The following is a 14,767-nucleotide window of genomic DNA, read 5'->3' as shown; positions in this document are numbered from 1 at the left end:
GTCAGGCCGCATTACGGCCTTCTCCATCAGACCGAGCAGCCAGGTACTTGTCCGGGTTATTCAGCACAACAATTGTGGGGGTGCGGTCGTCGGCCCATTGGCGATGGCCGGCGGGGACATGGTCCACTCCGCCGGCATTCCAGGGATGGCAGCGCAGCAAGCGCCTGACCGCCAGCCAGCTTCCCTTCACGGCGCCGTGCACTGTGATCGCCTCGAGGGCATAGGCCGAACAGCTGGGGAAGAAGCGGCAAACCTGCCCGTACAGCGGGGAAATCACCTTGCGGTACGCCAGAAGAAGCAGGATGAGGATATTGCGGGGCAGATTCCAGATGGCCCGGCCCAGCCAGGCTGCTGCCGCTTTCAGGGCGGATGGCGGGACAGGGACAACCTCAGGGTCAGGGACGACGGCGGCTGCTGAGTTAAGCACGCTGTGTCCCTTCCTGTGTTATCTCGTCCGAAACTGAAGAGCCGGCCTGTGCAAGGCGGCTGCCCAGCCGTTTGATCGTGGTTTCCAAGGCGGCATCGTAGTCCGAGAGCAGTTGGTCCCAGCCGGCACCCGCCGCGGCGGGCAATGCACGAACCACAATCGCGAACCCGCTGCCGTATTTCTGCAACGACAGCGCACCGGCTTCTCTCAGTCTTCTCTTAACGAGATTCCGGACCACGGCGTTCCCAACACTCTTGGAAACAATGAATCCGATCCGGCTTGGTTCATCGGCAGCGAGAGCTGCTGCATATAACACTACGTTCCGGCGTCCATTGCGGACACCGGAACGTACAGTTCTTGAAAAATCAGTTGATGTCCGCAGACGGTTACGAGTGGCTAGCACCGTTCAACTCGCACAGGGATGTACACCAACGAGTCAGTTGTTTAGGCCGACAGCTCGATGCGGCCCTTGCCACGACGGGCTGCCAGGATGGCACGGCCGGCACGGGTACGCATACGAAGGCGGAAGCCGTGCTTCTTGGCTCGACGGCGGTTATTCGGCTGAAAAGTCCGCTTGCTCACGTTAGTTACTCCAGTGGGATCAAAGGTGCGCCACCCGATCAAGGGGAAGAACTGGTCGACGCTAAGTTTTGGCTGTGCCGCTTCCCTCGACTCGACTCACAAGACGCGGGACGTCGGGGAGAGATTCTGATGAGGGCGAAAAGCTGACACTAAGGACTTCATAACGTTAGGGCTCTTGGCCCTCCCGAGTCAAACTGGGACACGCTCAGCAGCCTTTTCCCAGCTGTGGCTAACTCCCGCCGCGGCCTGTGGATGAAGTGGCTCGCGTGCCCGATCTGGAACTACAACGGTGTGATTATCCACAGGACAGAACCCAGCTATCTTCTGGTCTTTTGATCCCCTAGAGTGTCCCAGTAGCCGATTATCCACGGACTGTGCATAACCCTGTGGATTAAACCGGGACCAGCGCACTGGTTCAGGACTTGTGGCTGCAGGTAATGCAGGCAAGCAAGTTTGAGGAACTGATTGATGACAGTAGACGAAGCCAACCAAGCCAACACTGTCGGAAGTTCCTGGCGTCGGGTCGTCAGCCTGATGGAAAACGACCACCGGGTAACACCGCGGCAGCGCGGCTTCGTCATCCTGGCCCAGGCACAGGGCCTGATCGGATCCACACTCCTGGTAGCGGTACCGAACGAGCTCACACGCGAGGTCCTCCAGACTCAGGTCAAAGAGGCTCTCGACGACGCCCTCCGGAACGTCTTCTCCGACGAAATCCGCTGCGCCATCGACGTCGACACCGATCTGGTGCCGCTGCACACCGAACCTGAGCCCGCCGTCGAACTTTCCCGCAGTGCCGATCCGACCGTGGAACTGAAGCCGCAGCCGATGCTGCCGAGCACCTCCCACGAATTCGGCCGCCTCAATCCGAAGTATGTCTTCGATACTTTCGTGATCGGTTCCTCCAACCGGTTTGCGCACGCGGCCGCCGTCGCCGTGGCCGAAGCGCCGGCGAAGGCCTATAACCCGCTGTTTATCTACGGTGACTCCGGGCTCGGAAAAACCCACTTGCTGCACGCAATCGGCCACTACGCCCGCCGGCTCTACAGCGGCATCCGCGTCCGCTACGTGAACTCCGAGGAATTCACCAACGACTTCATCAACTCCATCCGTGACGATGAAGGCACCAGCTTCAAGACGACCTACCGCAACGTCGACGTCCTGCTGATCGATGACATCCAGTTCCTGGCCGGCAAGGACCGCACGCTGGAGGAGTTCTTCCACACCTTTAACGCCCTGCACAACAACAACAAACAGGTGGTCATCACCTCCGACCAGCCGCCCAAGCTGCTCGCGGGCTTCGAGGACCGGATGAAGTCGCGCTTCGAGTGGGGCCTGCTGACGGACATTCAGCCGCCCGAACTGGAGACCCGGATCGCGATCCTCCGGAAAAAAGCCCTCAGTGAAGGCCTCTCCGCCCCGGACGACGCGCTGGAATACATCGCTTCAAAGATTTCCAGCAATATCCGCGAACTTGAGGGCGCCCTGATCCGCGTGACCGCCTTCGCGAGCCTGAACCGCCAGCCGGTGGACGTGGCCCTGGCCGAAATGGTACTCAAGGACCTCATCACGGATGACGGCGCCCAGGAGATCACCTCCGCGCAGATCCTCACCCAGACGGCCGACTACTTCAAGCTCAGCATGGAGGAGCTCTGCAGCAAGTCCCGGACCCGGACCCTGGTGACCGCACGCCAGATCGCCATGTACCTGTGCCGCGAGCTCACGGACATGTCGCTTCCCAAAATCGGGCAGGAACTCGGCGGCCGGGACCACACGACGGTAATCCATGCCGACCGCAAGATTCGTGAGCTGATGGCCGAGCGCCGGGTCATCTACAACCAGGTGACCGAGCTGACCAACAGAATCAAGCAGCAGCAGCGCAATTCCTGAGCCGTCCGGACGAGCAGTCCTAACCTTATTAACAGGGTCCTGTGGACAACCCTGTGGATAGTTAAGGGGACAACCGCGCTCAATGGGCTTAAAACCCTTAAGCCACCTGTGGATCAAGGCCAGGACAGAAAATGTTATCCCCACCCACACCCTGTTTAAAACCTGCTCCGCCCACACTCCATGAACAGGACTCAACCCCGGATCTGCACCGCGAAACAGGGTTATCCACAGTATCCACAGCAGTTATTAACACTACTAATCCCTAAGAAATGAAATTCCCTCAAATAACAACTTCGCTCCGGCCTCGCAGACCCGGACCGGGGATCCGCCCAAACCACTCGGATGCAACCCCGGAGACAGCCGAGGATGGGAGAAACACTCCTCTTACGGCTAAGCTGTCTGCAGTGTGTCCGTCCTGGACATCTTTTGTAGTTCCCAACGCCAGTTGGGCCGATTTTTCGTGATAACAGCAGCATTGAAAGGCGGCACCCTTCCGTGAAGTTCAGAGTCGAACGGGACGTCCTGGCAGAAGCCGTGACATGGGCCGCCCGGTCGTTGTCTCCGCGGCCGCCGGTTCCCGTACTTTCAGGTCTGCTGCTCAAGGCTGAAGCGGGCACTGTCAGCCTCTCCAGCTTCGACTACGAGACCTCCGCAAGGCTCGAAATCGCCGCTGATATCACCATTGAGGGCACCATCTTGGTCTCCGGACGCCTGCTGGCAGACATCTGCCGCAGCCTGCCGTCCGCACCCGTGGAGGTAGAGACCGACGGCAACAAAGTCACCCTGACCTGCCGCCGAAGCAGCTTCCACCTCGCCACCATGCCGGAAGCCGAATACCCGCCGCTCCCGGCGCTGCCCCCGATCAGCGGTACAGTGCCGGGCGATTCCTTCGCGCAGGCCGTCGCCCAAGTGATCATCGCTGCCAGCAAGGACGACACTCTTCCCATCCTCACCGGCGTCCGGATGGAAATCGAGGACGATCTCATCACCTTGCTTGCAACGGACCGCTACCGTCTTGCCATGCGCGAATTGCCCTGGAAACCGGTTACTCCCGGAGTTTCCACGAGTGCCCTGGTCAAGGCCAAGACCCTGAACGAGGTCGCGAAGACTCTCGGCAGCAGTGGTGATATCCACCTTGCCCTCGCCGACGACGACAGCCGTCTCATCGGTTTCGAGAGCGGCGGCCGCACCACAACATCTCTCCTGGTCGACGGCGACTACCCCAAGATCCGCTCGCTGTTTCCGGATGCCACCCCGATCCATGCGGCCGTGCAAACCTCGGAACTCGTAGAAGCTGTACGCCGTGTCTCGCTCGTGGCCGAACGCAACACTCCCGTCCGTCTTGCGTTCACCCAGGGCCAGCTGCACCTCGACGCCGGAACCGGTGAGGATGCCCAGGCGTCGGAGGAACTCGAGGCCCGGCTCACCGGTGAGGACATCACCGTCGCATTCAACCCGCACTACCTGATCGAAGGCCTGAGCGTCATCGAAACCAAGTTCGTGCGCTTCTCGTTTACATCCGCGCCCAAACCCGCCATGCTGACCGCCCAGCACGACGCCGACGGTGAAGACCAGGGCGATTACCGCTACCTCGTTATGCCGGTACGGCTGCCCAACTAGCTTGCGGCAGGGGCCGTTCTTGATCCTCAAAAGGGCCCCTGCTGCGAGTCATTTCGGTGGCATTCCACCTGTAACCCCCAGCGCAGAAGAGAGTTCATACCGTGCACATCGGACTGATCGGCCTTGGCAAAATGGGTTTCAACATGCGCGAACGGCTGCGCTTGGGCGGAATCGACGTCACCGGCTTTGACCGCAATCCCGAGGTCACCGATGTGGGGAGCCTCGCGGAACTGATCGCCGTCGTCCCGGCGCCCCGCCTGATCTGGGTCATGGTTCCGTCCGGTGACATCACCGACTCCGTGATCACCGAACTCGGCGAAGCGCTCGACGCCGGCGACCTGGTGATTGACGGCGGCAACTCCCGCTACACCGAGGACCAGAAACACGGTGCGGCCCTGGCCGAAAAGGGTATCCGGTTCGCTGACTGCGGTGTCTCCGGCGGAGTCTGGGGCCTCCGGAACGGCTACGGCCTGATGGCCGGCGGCGATGCGGCGGACATCGAGCAGGCCCTGCCCGTCTTCGATGTGCTCCGGCCCGAAGGTGACCGCGCCGACAGCTTCGTCCATGTCGGCGGCATCGGCGCCGGCCATTATGCCAAGATGGTCCACAACGGGATCGAATACGGCCTGATGCAGGCCTACGCCGAAGGATATGAACTCCTGGCCGCAAAGGACATTGTCACCGATCTGCCCGGAACCTTCCGGGCCTGGCAAAAAGGAACCGTTGTCCGGTCCTGGCTGCTGGACCTTATGGTCAAGGCCCTGGACGAGGATCCCGGCCTGGCATCCATCGACGATTACGTCGAGGATTCCGGTGAGGGACGCTGGACGGTGGAGGAAGCGATAGCCAATGCCGTTCCCGCACCGGCCATCACCGCCGCACTGTTTGCCCGTTTTTCCTCCCGCGAAGACAACTCACCGGCCATGAAGATGGTCTCCGCGCTACGCCATCAGTTCGGCGGTCATGCCACCCGTCCGGCCAAATAGTCGTGCCCTGAAATCCTGAACCCGGCGTGTACCTAGAACAACTCTCACTCACCGACTTCCGCAGCTATGCCCAGGTGGACCTCAGCCTGGCGCCCGGGGTCACAGTCCTCGTGGGATCCAACGGCATTGGCAAGACCAACCTGATCGAAGCGGTGGGCTACCTCGCGACGCTCAGCTCGCACCGTGTCAGCTCCGATGCCCCGCTGTTGCGTTTCGGCACCGAACGGGCCCTGATCCGGGCCAAACTGGTCCGCGGGGAGCAAACGACCGTGCTCGAACTCGAAGTTAACAGCATCCGAGCCAACCGTGCCCGGATCAACCGCAGCAACCCGGTCCGGGCCCGGGACATCCTCGGAATCTGCCAGATGGTGCTGTTTGCGCCGGAAGACCTGGCGCTGGTGAAGGGCGATCCTTCCAGCCGCCGTCGTTTCCTCGATGAACTCCTGGTCAGCCTCATTCCGCGGCATGCCGCGACCCGCGGTGACTATGATCGCGTGCTGAAACAACGCAATGCGTTGCTCAAATCGGCGAGGGCAGGTAAATTTACTGCCGGCCACGAAGCGACGCTTGATGTCTGGGACCAGCACATGGCCCGGGCGGGCGCGGAGCTGCTGCATGCGCGGCTTGAACTGGTTGAACGGCTCCGGCCGCACCTGAAGAGCGCATATGCGCAGCTCACCGACGAATCCAAGGAGGCCGGGGCCATCTACCGGTCGACGCTGCACGATGTGCTGGACGACGACGACGTTCGGGCGCCGGCCGCGGAACCCCGCGGGCAGGAGGATCTCCGGCGGCTGTCCGTCGACGAACTCACGGACCGCTACGTCCATGCTTTCGCGGCGTCGCGCCGTAAGGAAGTGGAACGGGGAATTTCGCTGGTGGGACCGCACCGCGATGAACTCGAACTGGTGCTGGGAACGGCACCGGCCAAGGGCTATGCCTCGCACGGTGAGACGTGGTCCATCTGTCTGTCCCTGCGGCTGGCCTCGTACTACGTGATGATGGACGACGTCCGCACGGGCGGGTCCGCGCCGATCCTGATCCTGGACGACGTCTTTGCCGAACTTGACGTCCAGCGGCGGCGTAAACTGGCTGCAATAGTATCCGGCGCCGAACAGGTGCTGGTGACTGCCGCCGTCGAGGACGATATCCCGGCGGAACTGGCCGGACGGCGGGTAAAGGTCATCCCGGGAGGAATCGATGAGCCGGAATCTCGATGAATAAGGATACCGACGGCGGACTCCAGCCGGGACGGGACCCCGACGACATCGACGCCGCGCAGTCGGCGCTGAATAGAATGCGCGCCGCCGCCGCGTCCCGGGGCGAGATCCGGCGAAAGGCCCCGCCGCGTCCCGGAGCCGGTCCGCTGAAACCCGGCCGGACATCGGCGGGAACCCGGGGATTCGGCCAATTCCACGGCACCGGCCGAGATCCGCTGGGACTCGGGAAAGTCGTGGGCCGTCTCATTGCGGAGCGCGGCTGGACATCACCGGTGGCAGTCGGATCCGTTATGGCGGAGTGGGCCACCCTGGTCGGCCCGGAGATCTCCGCGCACTGTACCCCGGAGAGTTTCACCGACACCACCCTGCATGTACGCTGCGATTCCACCGCCTGGTCCACCCAACTGCGCCTGCTCAGTAGCAGCCTCCTGGAGAAGTTCCGGGCGGAACTCGGCGATGGCGTCGTCACCAAGATCCATGTGCTGGGACCGGCGGCGCCGAGCTGGCGGAAAGGGGCCCGGACGGTCAACGGACGCGGGCCCCGGGACACCTACGGATAACCGGACGGGTACCCGCGGGGCGCGGGATGTGAGGCACTCCTCGCAAAACTCTTGAAAAATCGACAAACGGCGTGTAGGGCGCTTAGACATCGCCGGGCCGTATAGGCACCCTAGGTCAGGACCCCTGGGGCCTTGTAGGCGGAGCCTACGCCCTCCCAGTGGCACTTTCCCCGCCGATTGAGGGCCCTGGATGCGGGTTTCGACCAGCTGACACGGTAGAATTGCGGTTGATAACTGGGCGCCGGCGAAACGTTGACTGAGTCCGTTTCCGACGCAATACCCGCGTGCGGTAGACGGTTTCTCGAGCATTACAGCCGGTGCAGACAGTGACGTGCCTGTTGGCAGAAGCCCTTCCCTGCGGGGAGCGGCAACGGCCGGCCTTCAACGAATACAGAGGAGTCGACAGCGCCTGTGGCTAACGACAATGCAGATATCCCGGCAGCGGAACCCCTAGCGGAAGAAGCGGTGACGGCGGACGCGACGGCGGAGGCCGATACACGTCATGGCTACGGTGCGAGCGACATCACGGTTCTTGAGGGCCTTGAAGCTGTCCGCAAACGGCCGGGCATGTACATCGGCTCCACCGGGCCCCGCGGTCTGCACCACCTTGTCTACGAGGTGGTGGACAACTCGGTCGATGAGGCGCTGGCTGGCTATTGCACACACATCGAAATCGTATTGCGGGCCGACGGCGGCGTCACAGTCGTCGACAATGGCCGCGGCATCCCTGTTGATATGCACCCGACCGAGCACAAGCCAACGGTGGAAGTCGTGATGACGATTTTGCACGCGGGCGGGAAGTTCGGCGGCGGCGGCTACGCCGTTTCCGGCGGCCTGCACGGCGTGGGTATTTCCGTGGTTAACGCGCTGTCCAGCCGCGTCGACACCGTGGTCCGGCGCCAGGGCCATGTGTGGGGGATGTCCTTCGCCGACGGCGGCAAGCCCCAGGGCGGACTGGTCAAGGGTGAGGAAACCGAGGAGACCGGCACCACGCAGACTTTTTACCCCGACGACAGCATCTTCGAGAGCACGGAATTTGATTTCGAGACGCTGCGCGCCCGGTTCCAGCAGATGGCGTTCCTGAATAAGGGCCTGCGCATCACGCTGACGGATGAGCGCCGCGCCCCGGAAGAACCGTCCGAGGACGACGACCTGGATCTGGACAGCGTTCCCACCGAAGGCGAAGTCCCCGCCGAGTTCCACACGGTGGTCTACCAGTACGACGACGGTCTGCTGGACTATGTGAAGCACCTGAACTCCGGTAAGAAGGTCGACGTGGTCCACGAGGACGTCATTGCTTTCGAAACCGAGGATACCGAGCGCCACATCGCCCTGGAAATGGCGATGCAGTGGACCAACGCCTACTCCGAGAGCGTCCACACGTACGCCAACACCATCAACACCCACGAGGGCGGTACCCACGAAGAGGGCTTCCGCGCCGCGATGACCTCGCTCATCAACCGCTATGCGCGGGAGAAGAGCATCATCAAGGAAAAAGACGACAACCTCACCGGGGACGACATCCGCGAAGGCCTGACGGCTGTTATCTCGGTCAAGCTGGCCGAGCCGCAATTCGAAGGCCAGACCAAGACCAAGCTCGGCAATTCCGAGGTCAAGGGTTTCGTGCAGCGCGTCGTCACCGACGGACTCGGCGACTGGCTGGAACGCAACCCCGGCCCGGCCCGTGATGTGATCCGCAAAGCCATTTCCGCGGCGCAGGCGCGCATGGCGGCCCGCAAGGCGCGCGACAATGCGCGCCGCAAGAGCCCGCTGGAATCCTTTGGCATGCCCGGCAAACTCTCGGACTGCTCCTCAAAGGATCCTGCCAGGTGCGAGGTCTACCTCGTGGAGGGCGATTCCGCCGGCGGTTCCGCCAAGCGTGGCCGCAACCCGGAGACCCAGGCCATCCTGCCCCTGCGCGGCAAGATCCTGAATGTGGAGCGTGCCCGGCTGGACAAGGCACTGGGCAACACTGAGGTCCAGTCGATGATCACCGCGTTCGGTACCGGCATCGGTGAGGACTTCGATCTAGCCAAGCTGCGGTATCACAAGATCGTTCTGATGGCCGACGCCGACGTCGACGGCCAGCACATCACGACGCTGCTGATGACGCTGCTGTTCCGCTACATGCGGCCGCTGATTGAGAACGGCTATGTGTACCTCGCCCAGCCGCCGCTCTACCGGATCAAATGGTCAAATGCCCCCCACGACTACGTGTACAGCGACCGCCAACGCGACGCAAAGCTGCTTTCCGGCCAGGCCGCAGGGCGCCGCATTCCCAAGGACAACGGCATCCAGCGCTACAAGGGTCTCGGCGAAATGGACTATACGGAACTCTGGGACACCACCATGGACCCGGATCACCGAACCCTGCTCCAGGTCACCATGGACGACGCCCTGGCGGCAGACCAGACGTTCTCCACACTCATGGGTGAGGATGTGGAAGCCCGCCGTAACTTCATACAGCAGAACGCCAAGGACGTTCGGTTCCTCGATATTTAGCCGCCGGCAAGCAGCTTAATATTCCCGAACCGATATATACCTGAAACGGAAAATACAGACTATGAGTGACGAAAAACCCGAGGTCCCGGCCAAAGCAACCGGCCCTGATGTTGTGCTTGAAGGCACTGTTCTTGGCACCGATGTGCTGACCGACCGCGTCGAACAGGTTGATCTGCAGACGGAAATGCAGCGCTCCTACCTTGACTACGCCATGGCGGTGATCGTGGGGCGCGCCCTGCCGGATGTCCGCGACGGCCTCAAGCCCGTGCACCGCCGGGTGCTGTACGCGATGTTCGACGGCGGCTACCGCCCGGAACGTTCCTTCAACAAATGCGCCCGTGTGGTGGGCGAGGTCATGGGCCAGTACCACCCGCACGGCGACACCGCCATCTACGATGCGCTGGTCCGCCTGATCCAGGACTGGACCATGCGCTACCCGCTGGCGCTGGGACAGGGCAATTTCGGTTCACCCGGCAACGATGGCGCAGCAGCACCGCGGTACACGGAAACCAAGATGGCGCCGCTGGCCATGGAAATGGTCCGCGACATCGACGAGGAAACCGTCAATTTCCAGGACAACTACGACGGTAAAAACCAGGAACCCACCATTCTGCCCGCGCGGTTTCCCAACCTGTTGGTCAACGGTTCCTCAGGGATCGCCGTCGGGATGGCCACCAACATCCCGCCGCACAACCTCCGCGAGGTCGCTGACGGCGTGCAGTGGTACCTAGCGAACCCTACAGCCAGCCGCGAGCAGCTGCTCGAAGAGCTGATCGTGCGCATCAAGGGCCCCGACTTCCCGACCGGGGCCACCATCCTGGGTCACAAGGGCATCGAGGATGCCTACCGCACGGGCCGCGGTTCCATTACCATGCGGGCCGTCGTCAATGTGGAGGAACTCCAGGGCCGCACCTGCCTCGTGGTTACCGAGCTGCCCTACCAGGCGAACCCTGACAATCTGGCGATTAAGATCGCCGAACTCGTCAAGGACGGCAAGATCTCCGGCATCGCGGACCTCCGCGACGAAACGTCCGGCCGAACCGGCCAGCGCCTCGTGATTGTGCTCAAGCGCGACGCGGTCGCCAAGGTGGTGCTGAACAACCTCTATAAGCACACGCAGCTGCAGGACAACTTCGCCGCCAACATGCTGGCGATCGTGGACGGGGTGCCCCGAACACTGAGCCTGGATGCGTTCATCCGCCATTGGGTCACCCACCAGATGGATGTCATCGCACGCCGGACGCGCTACCGGCTGCGCAAGGCCGAGGAGGAAGCACACATCCTTCGTGCCCTGCTCAAGGCCCTCGATGCGCTGGATGAGGTCATTGCCCTGATCCGGGCCTCCAACACCACCGAGGCTGCCCGCGACGGACTGATGCAGCTACTGGCCATCGACGAACTTCAGGCCCGCGCCATCCTTGACATGCAACTGCGCCGGCTTGCGGCCCTGGAACGCCAGAAGATCCAGGACCGCCACTCCGATCTTGAGGCCCTGATTGCCGAGTACAACTCGATTCTGGCCTCCCAGGAGCGCCAGCGCGAGATCATCAGCACCGAGCTGGCCGAGATCGTGGCCAAGCACGGGGATGACCGCCGCACCCGGGTGCTGCTGGGCTTCGACGGTGACATGTCGATGGAGGACCTGATCCCCGAAGAGGAAATGGTGGTCACCATCACCCGCGGCGGCTACGTCAAGCGCACCCGCAGCGACAATTACCGTTCGCAGCAGCGCGGCGGCAAGGGCATCAAGGGCGCGCAGTTGCGCGGGGACGACGTCGTGGAGCACTTCTTTGTCACCACCACGCACCACTGGCTCCTGTTTTTCACGAATCTGGGCCGCGTCTACCGGGCCAAGGCCTACGAACTCGCCGAAGCGGGACGTGATGCCAAGGGCCAGCACGTGGCCAACCTGCTGGCTTTCCAGCCCGATGAGCACATCGCCCAGGTGCTGGACCTGCGGGACTACCAGCACTCGCCGTACCTCGTGCTCGCCACCAAGCGCGGCCTCGTCAAGAAGACCCGGCTGGAGGACTACGACACCAACCGTTCCGCCGGCGTGATAGCAATCAATCTGCGCGACGGCGACGAACTCGTCTCGGCCCAGCTGGTCTCGGAAACGGACGACTTGATGCTGGTTTCACGGATGGGCCAGTCCATCCGTTTCACCGCCACCGATGAGGCGCTGCGGCCGATGGGCCGCGCAACTTCGGGTGTCACCGGTATGAAGTTCCGCGAGGACGACGAACTGCTGGCGGCCGACGTCGTGAAGGACGGATCGTTCGTCTTCGTCGTCACCGAGGGGGGCTACGCCAAACGGACTGCCGTGGAGGAGTACCGACTTCAGGGCCGCGGCGGGCTTGGAATCAAGGTGGGCAAGTACCAGGAGGAACGCGGACACCTCGTCGGAGCCCTCATTGTCCAGGAAGAGGACGAGGTCCTGGTGGTCATGGAAGGCGGCAAGGTGGTGCGTTCATCGGTGGCCGGAGTGCCCGCCAAAGGCCGTGACACCATGGGCGTGATCTTCGCCAAACCGGACAAGAATGACCGCATCATCGAGGTGGCGCGCAACATCGAACGAGGCCTCGAAACGGACGAGTCGACCGAAGGTGATGACGCCGACGGCGGTGCCGAAAGTCAGCCCTCGGCGTCGGATGACGTAACGTTGGCTCAAGATAAAGGATCGCACGAGGGGTCCGAAGCGGCAGAATCAGCACCGGCCCCGGAGTCAGATGAGTCATCGGGGGATGCCAAGCTGGACGAAGACAACACCGGAGGTAACGAGTGAGTAATTCCGACTCATATCCCAAGCCGAACAGCGGCGTTCCCGGCGGGATGCGGCAGCCCGCATCGGCACCGGGGGTTAGTGCGCCGTCGCGCCCGCAGCAGCGCCCCGGCGCATCCGGCGGGCCCGTCGATTCAGGACAGCGGCCGCCGGCCCCCGGGCAGCGCCCCGACCAGGGCCGTCCTGCGGCTCCCGGCCAGCGCCCGGCAGCTCCCGGGCAGCGTCCCGGCCAGAGCCGTCCGGGCCAGAGCACGGCAGGACTCATCAAACCGGCCCCCAAAGCCAAGGTGCGCCGCGCGCGCCTGCTGGTGAGCAAGGTGGACCCCTGGTCCGTGCTGAAAATGTCATTTCTTCTCTCCGTTGCGCTGGGCATCGTGACCGTTGTCGCCGCAATCGTGCTCTGGACGGTCCTGGACCTGACCGGTATCTTTGACCAGGTGGACAGCCTGCTGGGGACCCTGGCGGGTTCCGAAGGTGGCGGCTTCGAACTGAAGAAAGTCGCCTCACTGGGACAGGTGGCATCCTTTGCCACCATCATCGCCGTCATCAATGTTGTCCTGCTGACCGCCCTCTCTATGCTCTCAGCCGTGCTGTACAACATTTCCGCCACGCTCGTCGGCGGTATCGGCGTGACCCTCACGGACGACTGAAACCCGCACCTTTCCTTTCGAATTCTGCGGTAAATTTCCTCGATTTGAGATCGGGCCGGGATGTACTGTAAAGTCGTATCTCGGCCCGATGAGGCATCGGGGCGTATAGCTCAGGCGGTTAGAGCGCTTCGCTGATAACGAAGAGGTCCCAGGTTCAAGTCCTGGTACGCCCACGGAACCTGCACAGGTTCAGGTAGGGAATGAGTGATGGTTCAGGTAAGCCGGAACCGGAACGGGGTGCGTGTGAAGAAGTTGCTGGTTGTTGCAGCCACGATCGCAGGCGTCTTGCTCTACCGGAAAGTGCAGGAATCCGAAGCCCGGAAAGCGGTCTGGAGCCAGTCGACCGATACGGTCGACTAGTCCGGATTACCGGAACGGGGAGCTGGCGAACAGCTCTTCGAACCAGGGTATGATTGCTGGGTTGCTTCTTATGGGGGCATGGCGCAATTGGTAGCGCACCTGCTTTGCAAGCAGGGGGTTCGGGGTTCGAGTCCCCGTGCCTCCACCATAGGAAAGCCCCGGACCGCCGAAACGCGGTCCGGGGCTTTTTGCATCTCCGAATACTCACGCCGGGCGCCGTCCGGTCCGGAAGCGTCCACAGAGATTCCTGCCGTCCAACTACTGTTGGACCGTGACCTTCTTCCTTGCCGCCGTGGGAGTGCTCGGCGTGGCATCCTCCGGGCCGCTCATTGCCGCTACCCTCGGTGCCACCTCGGTCAGTGCCCTCGCCATCGCGTTCTGGCGCAACGCGATCGGGTCCGCCGTTATGGCCGGGCCGGTGCTGGTCCGCAACCCGGGCCACTTCGGCCGTGTCACCGGCAGGGAGTTCCGCTGGTCCCTTACGGCCGCCGTCGCCCTGGCGCTGCACTTCGCCTTTTTCATCACCTCCCTGCAACTGACGTCCGTGGCGGCAGCCACCGCCCTGGTCTGCCTGCAGTCCGGCTGGATCGCGATCTTCCAGCTGTTCCGGGGCGTCAAACACCGCTGGCCGGTCCTGGCCGGCCTGGGCATCGCCTTCGGCGGCGTCGTGGCGATCACCGGGTTCGATATGGGCACCTCGCCCGGGGCGCTCCTGGGCGACCTCCTCGCCGTCGCTGGGGGTGCCCTGGCAGGCATCTACACGCTGGCAGGGGGAAAGGCCCGGCAGACCATGAGTACAGGTGTGTACACGACGCTCTGCTATGGCATGTGCGCCGCCGTTGTCGCGGTGCTGGCGCTGTTTTCCCGGCAGCCGCTGGCAGGGTTCGACGCCGGCGGCTGGCTGGGTATCCTGGCCATCACTGTCTGCGCGCAGCTGATCGGCCACACGGCCTTCAACCACCTGCTTGCCACGATGAGTCCGCTGCTGGTTTCCATGATCATCCTGCTTGAGATTCCGGGCGCCGCACTGCTGGCCGCCGCGTTCCTGGCCGAGACGCTGCCGGCCGGAACCTACGCCGGGCTGGGAATGATCATGGCGGGGCTCGCCGTCGTCGTGCTGGGGCAGCGCGGTTCACGGTCTGTGAAGCGCAATGGCGCCCGGGTCGCGGAGCTGGGAACCGACTAGAC

The 14,767-nt window shown here is 63.0% G+C and carries 13 protein-coding genes and 2 tRNA genes; 12 read left to right on the top strand and 3 right to left on the bottom strand.

Annotated elements, in window-relative coordinates; genetic code table 11:
* Position 1 precedes the first annotated feature (1 nt).
* The 3 genes from yidD to rpmH are packed head-to-tail and all read right to left on the bottom strand — an operon-like array spanning position 2 to position 1,009.
* On the bottom strand, positions 2-427 hold the full coding sequence (gene yidD, locus AC50X6_RS05345; RefSeq protein ID WP_494965222.1) for a membrane protein insertion efficiency factor YidD: 426 nt from the start codon (positions 425-427) through the stop codon (positions 2-4).
* Positions 420-830 carry a ribonuclease P protein component gene (gene rnpA / locus AC50X6_RS05340; protein ID WP_494965221.1) on the bottom strand — a complete coding sequence of 137 codons (411 nt, stop codon included), beginning with the start codon at positions 828-830 and terminating at the stop codon, positions 420-422. Before rnpA ends, yidD begins: the two co-directional genes overlap by 8 nt.
* 41 nt (positions 831-871) lie before the next feature.
* A complete protein-coding gene (rpmH, locus tag AC50X6_RS05335) occupies positions 872-1,009 on the bottom strand; it encodes a 50S ribosomal protein L34 (protein WP_062008104.1) in 138 nt (45 codons plus the stop codon).
* 468 nt (positions 1,010-1,477) lie between these two features.
* Between rpmH and dnaA the strand changes: the two genes are divergently transcribed.
* From dnaA to AC50X6_RS05275, 12 genes are all read left to right on the top strand, one after another.
* Positions 1,478-2,899 carry a chromosomal replication initiator protein DnaA gene (gene dnaA / locus AC50X6_RS05330; RefSeq protein WP_494965220.1) on the top strand — a complete coding sequence of 474 codons (1,422 nt, stop codon included), beginning with the start codon at positions 1,478-1,480 and terminating at the stop codon, positions 2,897-2,899.
* 495 nt (positions 2,900-3,394) lie between these two features.
* On the top strand, positions 3,395-4,519 hold the full coding sequence (gene dnaN, locus AC50X6_RS05325) for a DNA polymerase III subunit beta (protein ID WP_494965219.1): 1,125 nt from the start codon (positions 3,395-3,397) through the stop codon (positions 4,517-4,519).
* Between the two features lie 101 nt (positions 4,520-4,620).
* The gene (gnd, locus tag AC50X6_RS05320) at positions 4,621-5,505 is read left to right on the top strand and encodes a phosphogluconate dehydrogenase (NAD(+)-dependent, decarboxylating) (protein ID WP_326967012.1); all 885 of its coding nucleotides are present in this window, start codon (positions 4,621-4,623) and stop codon (positions 5,503-5,505) included.
* 26 nt (positions 5,506-5,531) lie between these two features.
* Positions 5,532-6,725: a DNA replication/repair protein RecF gene (gene recF, locus AC50X6_RS05315; RefSeq protein WP_494965218.1), complete on the top strand. Its 1,194-nt coding sequence runs from the start codon at positions 5,532-5,534 to the stop codon at positions 6,723-6,725.
* A complete protein-coding gene (locus tag AC50X6_RS05310) occupies positions 6,722-7,285 on the top strand; it encodes a DciA family protein (protein ID WP_494965217.1) in 564 nt (187 codons plus the stop codon). The genes recF and AC50X6_RS05310 overlap by 4 nt, the downstream gene beginning before the upstream one ends.
* A 411-nt stretch (positions 7,286-7,696) precedes the next feature.
* Complete coding sequence (gyrB, locus tag AC50X6_RS05305) at positions 7,697-9,787, top strand: DNA topoisomerase (ATP-hydrolyzing) subunit B (RefSeq protein WP_494965216.1); 2,091 nt, start codon at positions 7,697-7,699, stop codon at positions 9,785-9,787.
* A 61-nt stretch (positions 9,788-9,848) separates the two neighbouring features.
* Positions 9,849-12,572 (top strand): DNA gyrase subunit A, encoded by a 2,724-nt coding sequence (gyrA, locus tag AC50X6_RS05300; RefSeq protein ID WP_494965215.1) that lies wholly within the window; start codon positions 9,849-9,851, stop codon positions 12,570-12,572.
* Positions 12,569-13,219 carry a DUF3566 domain-containing protein gene (locus tag AC50X6_RS05295; RefSeq protein WP_494965214.1) on the top strand — a complete coding sequence of 217 codons (651 nt, stop codon included), beginning with the start codon at positions 12,569-12,571 and terminating at the stop codon, positions 13,217-13,219. Before gyrA ends, AC50X6_RS05295 begins: the two co-directional genes overlap by 4 nt.
* A 99-nt stretch (positions 13,220-13,318) precedes the next feature.
* Positions 13,319-13,392 (top strand) — tRNA-Ile (locus AC50X6_RS05290).
* A gap of 34 nt (positions 13,393-13,426) precedes the next feature.
* The gene (locus AC50X6_RS05285; RefSeq protein ID WP_442784793.1) at positions 13,427-13,579 is read left to right on the top strand and encodes a DLW-39 family protein; all 153 of its coding nucleotides are present in this window, start codon (positions 13,427-13,429) and stop codon (positions 13,577-13,579) included.
* 72 nt (positions 13,580-13,651) lie between these two features.
* A tRNA-Ala gene (locus tag AC50X6_RS05280) sits at positions 13,652-13,727 on the top strand.
* A 123-nt stretch (positions 13,728-13,850) separates the two neighbouring features.
* Positions 13,851-14,765, top strand: coding sequence for a DMT family transporter (locus AC50X6_RS05275; RefSeq protein WP_494965213.1), 915 nt, complete (start codon positions 13,851-13,853; stop codon positions 14,763-14,765).
* The last annotated feature ends 2 nt before the right edge of the window (positions 14,766-14,767 follow it).

Source organism: Pseudarthrobacter sp. HLT1-7 (assembly GCF_059383435.1).
Note: the sequence above shows the minus strand (reverse complement) of the source record. Positions and strands in the feature narration are given on the sequence as shown.

Bases quoted from the DNA above. Each gene is read 5' to 3' on its own strand.
- dnaA (WP_494965220.1), top strand. From the start codon at position 1,478: ATGACAGTAGACGAAGCCAACCAAGCCAACACTGTCGGAAGTTCCTGG.
- AC50X6_RS05310 (WP_494965217.1), top strand. From the start codon at position 6,722: ATGAATAAGGATACCGACGGCGGACTCCAGCCGGGACGGGACCCCGAC.
- gyrA (WP_494965215.1), top strand. From the start codon at position 9,849: ATGAGTGACGAAAAACCCGAGGTCCCGGCCAAAGCAACCGGCCCTGAT.
- AC50X6_RS05285 (WP_442784793.1), top strand. From the start codon at position 13,427: ATGGTTCAGGTAAGCCGGAACCGGAACGGGGTGCGTGTGAAGAAGTTG.